This window comes from uncultured Kluyvera sp., from assembly GCF_902485085.1.
In the GTDB taxonomy this organism is placed as follows: Bacteria; Pseudomonadota; Gammaproteobacteria; order Enterobacterales; family Enterobacteriaceae; genus Kluyvera; species Kluyvera ascorbata.
On record NZ_CABTJS010000156.1, the window covers coordinates 1 to 7,187 of the forward strand.

Annotated in this window: 7 protein-coding genes; 3 read left to right on the forward strand and 4 right to left on the reverse strand. The window is 58.5% G+C overall.

The genetic code is table 11. The features are described from left to right. Nucleotides 1-48: 48 nt before the first annotated feature. Nucleotides 49-1,638 (forward strand): bifunctional phosphoribosylaminoimidazolecarboxamide formyltransferase/IMP cyclohydrolase, encoded by a 1,590-nt coding sequence (gene purH / locus RDN66_RS19090; protein WP_202216770.1) that lies wholly within the window; start codon nucleotides 49-51, stop codon nucleotides 1,636-1,638. 15 nt (nucleotides 1,639-1,653) lie between these two features. Further along, the gene (gene purD / locus RDN66_RS19095) at nucleotides 1,654-2,943 is read left to right on the forward strand and encodes a phosphoribosylamine--glycine ligase (protein WP_035896395.1); all 1,290 of its coding nucleotides are present in this window, start codon (nucleotides 1,654-1,656) and stop codon (nucleotides 2,941-2,943) included. Here purD and zraR read toward each other — a convergent pair. Further along, entirely contained in the window at nucleotides 2,940-4,271 is a 1,332-nt protein-coding gene (gene zraR / locus RDN66_RS19100) for a sigma-54-dependent response regulator transcription factor ZraR (RefSeq protein WP_202216771.1), read from the reverse strand. The genes purD and zraR overlap by 4 nt on opposite strands. Next, nucleotides 4,268-5,647: a two-component system sensor histidine kinase ZraS gene (zraS, locus tag RDN66_RS19105; RefSeq protein WP_202216772.1), complete on the reverse strand. Its 1,380-nt coding sequence runs from the start codon at nucleotides 5,645-5,647 to the stop codon at nucleotides 4,268-4,270. Before zraS ends, zraR begins: the two co-directional genes overlap by 4 nt. Nucleotides 5,648-5,898: 251 nt before the next feature. Between zraS and zraP the strand changes: the two genes are divergently transcribed. Further along, a complete protein-coding gene (gene zraP / locus RDN66_RS19110; protein WP_035896392.1) occupies nucleotides 5,899-6,333 on the forward strand; it encodes a zinc resistance sensor/chaperone ZraP in 435 nt (144 codons plus the stop codon). A 2-nt stretch (nucleotides 6,334-6,335) separates the two neighbouring features. Here the strand turns inward: zraP and RDN66_RS19115 are convergent, their stop codons facing one another. Further along, entirely contained in the window at nucleotides 6,336-7,028 is a 693-nt protein-coding gene (locus RDN66_RS19115; RefSeq protein ID WP_202218181.1) for a DUF1481 domain-containing protein, read from the reverse strand. A gap of 12 nt (nucleotides 7,029-7,040) precedes the next feature. Then, a partial coding sequence (locus tag RDN66_RS19120) for an HU family DNA-binding protein (protein ID WP_279434423.1) occupies nucleotides 7,041-7,187 on the reverse strand: 147 nt, incomplete at its 5' end.

A 7,187-nucleotide genomic window follows, 5' to 3' on the forward strand; every position in this document is an offset into this window, starting at 1 on the left:
AGAATTCACCTAACGCTCTCTGTAATAGTCAAATCCAGGGGATTTACCATGCAACAACGTCGTCCAGTCCGCCGCGCTCTGCTCAGTGTTTCTGACAAGGCCGGTATCATCGAATTCGCCCAGGCACTTTCCGCACGCGGTGTGGAGCTGCTGTCTACAGGTGGCACTGCGCGCCTGTTAGCAGAGGAAGGTCTGCCGGTGACCGAAGTTTCCGATTACACCGGCTTCCCGGAAATGATGGATGGACGCGTAAAGACCCTGCATCCAAAAGTACACGGTGGCATCCTCGGTCGTCGCGGCCAGGACGATGCCATTATGGAACAGCACCACATTGCTCCTATCGATATGGTTGTCGTTAACCTGTATCCATTCGCCGAGACCGTCGCCCGCGAAGGCTGCTCGCTGGAAGATGCAGTAGAGAACATTGATATCGGCGGCCCGACCATGGTGCGCTCCGCCGCCAAGAACCATAAAGATGTGGCAATCGTTGTGAAGAGCAGCGACTACGACGCCATTATTAAAGAGATGGATGCTAACGAAGGTTCTCTGACCCTCAACACCCGTTTCGATCTCGCGATTAAAGCTTTCGAACACACCGCCGCCTACGACAGCATGATTGCCAACTACTTCGGCAGCATGGTTCCGGCTTACCACGGCGAAAGCAAAGAAGCCGCCGGTCGCTTCCCTCGTACGCTGAACCTGAACTTCATTAAGAAGCAGGATATGCGCTACGGCGAGAACAGCCACCAGCAGGCTGCCTTCTATATAGAAGAGAACGTCAAAGAAGCGTCCGTTGCCACCGCGCAGCAGGTTCAGGGTAAAGCGCTCTCCTATAACAACATCGCCGATACCGATGCGGCGCTGGAGTGTGTGAAAGAGTTCAACGAACCGGCCTGCGTTATCGTCAAGCACGCTAACCCATGCGGCGTGGCGGTAAGCACCTCTATTCTTGACGCTTACGACCGCGCTTATAAAACTGACCCAACCTCCGCGTTCGGCGGCATCATCGCCTTTAACCGCGAGCTGGATGCTGAAACCGCGCAGGCGATCATCTCCCGCCAGTTCGTGGAAGTCATTATCGCCCCATCCGCGACCGAAGAAGCGCTTAAGATCACCGCCGCTAAACAGAACGTTCGCGTGCTGACCTGCGGCCAGTGGGCACAGCGCGTACCGGGCCTCGACTTTAAACGCGTGAACGGCGGCCTGCTGGTTCAGGACCGTGACCTGGGTATGGTGACTGAAGGTGAACTGCGCGTGGTTTCCAAACGTCAGCCAACCGAGCAGGAGCTGCGCGATGCGCTGTTCTGCTGGAAGGTGGCGAAGTTCGTGAAATCCAACGCCATTGTGTATGCCAAAGAGAACATGACCATCGGTATAGGCGCAGGCCAGATGAGCCGCGTTTACTCCGCCAAAATCGCGGGAATTAAAGCTTCTGATGAAGGTCTGGAAGTGAAAGGCTCCGCCATGGCTTCCGATGCGTTCTTCCCGTTCCGTGATGGCATTGATGCTGCCGCCGCCGTTGGCGTGAGCTGCGTTATCCAGCCTGGCGGTTCTATCCGCGACGAAGAAGTGATTGCCGCCGCCGACGAACACGGCATCGCGATGATCTTCACCGATATGCGCCACTTCCGCCATTAATTCAGGGAGCAGACGATGAAAGTTTTAGTCATTGGTAACGGCGGGCGCGAACACGCGCTGGCCTGGAAAGCCGCGCAGTCCCCGCTGGTTGATACCGTTTTTGTCGCACCGGGTAACGCCGGTACCGCACTGGAACCCGCGTTGCAGAACGTGGCTATCGGCGTCACCGATATTCCGGCACTGCTGAGCTTTGCCCAGAACGAGCAGATTGACCTGACCATCGTCGGCCCGGAAGCGCCGCTGGTGATTGGCGTGGTCGATGCGTTCCGCGCCGCTGGCCTGAAAATCTTCGGGCCAACCGAAGGCGCCGCGCAGCTGGAAGGCTCCAAAGCCTTCACCAAAGATTTCCTCGCCCGTCACCAGATTCCGACGGCGGAATATCAGAACTTCACCGAAGTTGAGCCTGCGCTGGCATACCTGCGCGAAAAAGGCGCGCCGATCGTTATCAAAGCCGACGGCCTGGCCGCCGGTAAAGGCGTTATCGTCGCGATGACTCTCGAAGAAGCCGAAGCCGCCGTTCACGACATGCTGGCCGGTAACGCCTTTGGCGACGCGGGTCACCGTATCGTTATCGAAGAGTTCCTCGACGGTGAAGAAGCGAGCTTTATCGTGATGGTCGACGGCGAGCACGTGCTGCCGATGGCGACCAGCCAGGACCACAAACGCGTAGGTAACGGCGACACCGGCCCGAATACCGGCGGCATGGGGGCATACTCTCCGGCACCGGTGGTGACTGATGAAGTCCACCAGCGCACCATGGAACGGATCATCTGGCCAACCGTAAAAGGCATGGCGGCGGAAGGGAACACCTACACCGGTTTCCTGTATGCCGGTCTGATGATCGATAAACAGGGCAACCCGAAGGTTATCGAGTTCAACTGCCGCTTTGGCGATCCGGAAACTCAGCCGATCATGCTGCGCATGAAGTCGGATCTGGTGGATCTTTGCCTGGCCGCCTGCGACGGCAAGCTGGATGAGAAAACCTCCGAGTGGGACGAACGCGCTTCGCTGGGCGTGGTGATTGCCGCGGGTGGTTACCCTGGCCACTACAACACCGGTGATGAGATCCACGGCCTGCCGCTGGAATCCTCAACCGACGGTAAGGTCTTCCACGCGGGTACCAAACTCGCCGACGACGACCGCGTGCTGACCAGCGGCGGCCGCGTGCTGTGCGCTACCGCACTGGGCCACACCGTAGCAGAAGCGCAGCAACGCGCTTATGCCTTAATGACCGACATCCACTGGGACGGCAGTTTCAGCCGCCGCGACATCGGCTGGCGCGCCATCGAGCGTGAGCAGAACTAACGGCTAAGCTTTGCCAGCAGCGTTTTGCGCGTAATGCCCAACTGACGGGCGGCTTCAGTTTTGTTGCCGCCCGTTTTTTCGAGCGCCGCCAGGATGACCTCTTTTTCCACCTCCACCAGCGGCAGTATCTCATCATCGGCCGACGACAAAATCGGTACCGGCGTACCCACAATCGCCAGCGGCAGCTCGCGCTCAGAGACATATTCTCCCGTCAGCAGTACCACCGCCCGCTCCACCGCGTTTTCCAGTTCGCGAATATTGCCCGGCCAGTCGTAGTGAATCAGCAAATCCATCGCCTGCGGGGTAAATCCTTGCACCGCTTTACGGTTTCGCTCGGCGTAGCGTTTCAGGAAGTGGTGCGCGAGGGAGGGAATATCTTCGCGGCGCCGACGCAGCGGCGGCATGTCGATGGTCACCACGTTCAGCCGGTAATAGAGATCCTGGCGAAAGCGCCCGGCGCTGACCTCTTCAGCCAGGTAGCGATGGGTAGCGGCGATCAGGCGGACATCCACTGAAATGGTCTGGTTGCTGCCCACGCGCTGCACTTCACGTTCCTGAATCGCACGCAGCAGGCGTACCTGCATCAGCGGCGAGATATCGCCAATTTCATCGAGGAATAAGGTTCCGCCACTCGCTTGTACAAAGCGCCCTTCCCGCCGTTTATCCGCACCGGTAAACGCCCCTTTCTCGTGGCCGAACAGTTCAGACTCCAGCAAAGATTCATTGAGCGCCGCGCAGTTCAGCGTCACCAGCGGCCCATCGCCGCGCGCGCTGCTGGCGTGCAGGGCTCGCGCCACCAGCTCTTTACCGGTGCCCGACTCGCCGTGAATCAACACGGTGGCATCAGAAGGGGCAACCAGGGTGATATCGTGCAGCAGCGCCTGCATTGCCGGGCTATCGCCAACCATCCCGAATTGAGTCGCGGGAGAAGCCTCAATCACGCCGTCAGACTGCAAGGTATGCACCAATGCCCGCGCGAGCGTTTGCTGTAGGTTATCGAAGTCTAACGGCTTGATGAGGTAATCCAGCGCACCAGATTTTAGCGCCTCAACCGCCGTCCCCACGCTGGAGTAGGCGGTCATGATCAGCACCGGGATCGACGGATTCCAGGTTTTTATCTCTTTGAGCGTTTCAATGCCGTCCATCTCCGCCATGCGGATATCGCAGAGCACTAAATCAAATACCCGCTGGCGCACCTGCTCCAGCGCCTCCCGGCCATTATGTGCCAGCGAGACCTGATATCCCCAGCCGCGCAGCAGCGCCTCAAGAATAGTGCAGTGGCTGATATCATCGTCCACCACCAGAATATCGACCTTTTCTACGCTCATCCTTGCTGTTCCTTTTGTTGCTCATTAACCGGCAGGTAGAGGGTAAATATGGCTCCCTCGCCGGGACGGCTGTCGGCATGAATCGTGCCGCCGTGCTGCTCGATAATGTTCTGTACCACCGCGAGCCCAAGACCTGTGCCGTCAGCTTTGGTGGTGAAGTACGGGGTAAAAATCGCGTCCAGCTGCTCGGCCGTCATTCCTTTACCGTTATCGGCGACGCTCACCTTCACGCGCCCGTCGCTACACTCGCTCGCCGTTACCGTAATCACGCCACCGTGCCCTATCGCCTGAATCGCGTTGAGATAGAGATTCAACAGCACCTGATTCAGCCGGTCCGGGTCGGCCTGAATGCAGCGTAGCGCAGGATGTGGGGTGAACCGCAGCGTAATCTCCCTATCACGCGCATCCTGGCTGACCAGCTGTAGCGAGTGGGTAATCACCTGGTTGAGATCCACCGATTGCCATTTTAAATGTGCCGGACGCACCAGCTCCAGCAGGTCACTGACCACGCGATTCAGACGGTCCGCCTCTTTCGCCATCACCTGCGCCAGCGCGTAGGCCTCCCCTCCCGGCGGCGTGCGTTCAGCAAAGTACTTCGCCAGCCCTTTAATCGAGGAGAGCGGGTTACGGATTTCATGCGCCACACCGGCTGCCAGATGACCTAAGGCCACCAGCTTTTCTCTGCGATGGGTCGCTTCCTGTAATAGCTTGCGTGAACGCTGGTAGCGACGAAACCAGAACTGCGCGAGGAGAGTCGCCACCATCACCAGCCCGGCGGCGCACAGCATCACTATCACATTACGTAGCCCGCGCGCCTGCTCGGCATCGAGCTCACGCACATCAAACGCGATAAAAATCACCTGCGGTACATCGACTACGTTACGTCGCATCATCATGCGCATGTGGTGGCCGTTGCCGCTGTCCAGCGGGCGAAACGTCCGGTAGAGCTCCAGCGCCGGTTCTGGCGATTCAACGCGGCGCTCGCGCACCGTGTCGCCAACCTGAAGTTGGCGCATCTGCTGCGCATCATAGAGCGCCTTGCCCACCTGCTGCGGGTCACTATGGGCCATCACCGTCCCTTGTTCATCGGTGACGGCAAACCACAGCACGCCAGGCTGCCAGGCCATCTCTTCCAGCATTGCCTGAAGCTGGGCATGATGCATGCGCATCCCCATGCCTACGCGGGCGCCGGACTCAAGGGCACGGATAAGCACGCTGCCTTTTTCCTGAATGGCCTGCCGCGCCGATACGTTTTCCCGCTCGTAGTCACGCACGATAAGCGCTGAAAACAGGCAGACCAGCAGCAAAATCACGCTGGTCAGCAGCCAGCTAATGCCGGCGGTTATCGAATCCTTCTGTAAACGTATGAGGCTCATGGGGCTTCCTTCTCTTTTCCCGTCACTATCCCTCAGCAGAAATCATGCCATTTTTCGCGCTCGCTAAACCGGCCCGCGAACACAAACGCCTTGCTTCAACGAGTAAAAATGACCCGCTGGTTAGGCCTACGCGGGTCATTTTTACTCGCCCGTCGCCGCGAACGGCCTGAAAACGCCAACATTATCTCGGTTTTTCGGTCTGGCACGGAAGATGCAATAGCTAAGATAACCACACCACAGGAGAATCAACCATGAAACGGAACAACAATCTGACGCTTACTCTCTTAGCCGTTGCCGCATTCACCTTCACCAGCGGGACGGCGTTAGCAGGCCCGCATCACTGGGGAAACAACGGCGATAACGGTGGCTACAGCCAGCTCACCGATGCACAGCAGGCTACGGCCCAGAAGCTGCATAATGATTTTTACAATCAGACCAGCGCGCTGCGACAGCAGCTCACCTCTAAGCGCTATGAGTACAATGCGCTGTTAACGGCCGATAAGCCGGATAGCGCCAAAATAGAAAGCGTGGCGCAGGAGATGGAGACACTACGACAGAAGCTGGGTAATCAGCGAGTGAAGTTTGATGTGGCCATGGCGCAGGCCGGTATTCCCCGTCACGGTGGGATGGGCTGTCAGGGGGGATACAACGGTGGCGGCCATATGGGCGGCATGAACCGCTGGTAGGCCTAGAAACTCTTTTCGGTCGGCTGCCAGGTGCAGTAGTCTTCGTTCGCCACCAGCAGGAGCTGTGTGCCTTCCGGGGCTTCCAGCCAGGCAATGCTCACTTCAGCGGACGAACGGCTCTGGCGGCTCGCAATATGCTCCAGGGCGCGGGAGTCGAAATCAGGCTTCACCGTTTCGCCTTCGCAGGTGGTGACGGAGCCATCGGCATGCCAGCGCCCCTGACGTAGCACCACTTTCCCCAGCCGCAGCGCGTCGCTGGTCTGGCGGATCTGCTCGGCACGGTAGCGATAGAGCGCCACCTGATCGCTGGAGAGCTGCTGTTTCTGCCCGTCAATTTCGCGCTGCATGAAGCTCAGCTCGCCGTTGCTATCGAAACGGGCGCGAATATGTTCGGACGGTTTGCCGTAGATATTGAGTTCAATCAGCTGCAGTTTGTCATCCTGCCAGCGGTATTCACTGGTCGAGGTATTGCCGCTGTGCCACGGGCTTAGCGTAGCCAGAAGATGGGTCTCGCCGCCGCTATCTTTACGCCAGATGCGCACCGCACCCTGCGTATCAGCGTAGCCGCTGGCGGTGAAAGGAGGCAGCGTGCTGTTATGGCTGCAGGCAGTGAGCAACAGTACGCCAGCCAGCGCCGGTAAACGGCGCCAGATGAACGAAAGGGGCGAAGCCGCCCCTTCTTTAAAACTGTTCACTGCCACGCGGTCTTACTTAACTGCGTCTTTCAGTGCTTTGCCAGAAACAAATGCCGGCACGTTAGCTGCGGCGATTTTGATTTCTTTACCGGTCTGCGGGTTGCGGCCAGTACGCTCAGCGCGGTGGTTCACTTTGAAGGTACCGAAACCAACCAGTTG